At 46.2% G+C, this 1,163-nt stretch carries 2 protein-coding genes; both read right to left on the bottom strand.

What is annotated here, in order from left to right; translation table 11 throughout:
• The coding region (locus VZ95_RS20130; protein WP_045777447.1) for a hypothetical protein at positions 1 to 318 on the bottom strand (318 nt) is incomplete at its 3' end.
• Between the two features lie 290 nt (positions 319 to 608).
• Positions 609 to 1,163: hypothetical protein (locus tag VZ95_RS26270; RefSeq protein WP_045777448.1), on the bottom strand; the 555-nt coding region annotated here is incomplete at its 5' end.

Here is a 1,163-nt window from a genome sequence, read left to right on the forward strand (position 1 = left end):
CCAGTAACTCGACGCAAAATTAGCCGCGCCCACGCAAAAACTGCCTGTCCGCCGTTCGAAAGTTTGGTCGGGAATTTTTTTGCTAAACCAAGTCGCCAGATCGCTAAACCCTGCCAAAACCCGCTGCATTTCTGCGAGGTCCATCGTCTCCTCATTCTCATAGGCATAGATGAGGAGTTGGGTGGTTTGATCCATTTTCTGGCGGATATCCGCGACGAGCTTTTGCTCCTCAACGGAAAACTCCCCGGCGGCCGCAGGCTGCGCCAGGGCCGGGAGCAGGGCGAGAAGCAGGGCGATGATCCGCCAGGGGAGTACCATCGGGCGTTGATCCTGAAGCCAACAAACACGCGCAACGCTGCCAGCCCAAGGGGGCGGGGTCAAGCGCCTCGCTCTACCCGCCAAGGCTGAACTGACTATCCACTTTACCGGCTTACCGTCGGGGGTGCAGGCCCAGGTCATGAGCGAGACGGAGTGGCTTAACATCCAGACGAGCATGGGCTACAACGTCCACAGTCAAAGTGGCCTGCCGCCGGTGCCGCGCAGTCTTCGCGGGCGTTTCTGAGCTATTGGCGTAGATCATCGGCAGCAAGGTCAAGCCCCTGACTCTATCAGGGGTTTTTCTCCTTATATTTTTTTAAGTGATAGTCGCATAATTTAACATCCCGATAATAACTATTCAGCAATGCATTATACCCTATTTGAAAAAAATCCGGGGGGAGTTTCTGATTCTGTGAGTTTTCCCCGTGTCTGATAATATAATCTTTTATAAAATATTTAGGAAAATCGACAAAATTTTCACAAAATAAACTAGCAATTCTTAAATTATAGATTGAGTAATAATTTACATATAGCTTGTTAGATTGCATTAAAATTAATTCAAGTTTTTTATTTTTTTTATCCTTCATATAATTTTGTATGTTTTGGGTCAGTTCGAGAGATTTTTCACGAATAAGATCAATGGCCTCAATAGTGATTTTTGGAGCTTTTTCTCTATCTTCGAGAACGGTCGGCGCTTGATCGAGATGAATATAGCATTTCTGAAAAACAAAAAAATGACCTTCTAAAAGATCCCTCTGTCGTTCGCGTAGATCATTGAGCGTGCGCGGCGCACCGACATATTTTCCTTTTTCAGAGCCTTTGTACTTATAATAAGATTCAGTATT

The organism is Elstera litoralis, from assembly GCF_000963705.1.
Taxonomy (GTDB): domain Bacteria; phylum Pseudomonadota; class Alphaproteobacteria; order Elsterales; family Elsteraceae; genus Elstera; species Elstera litoralis.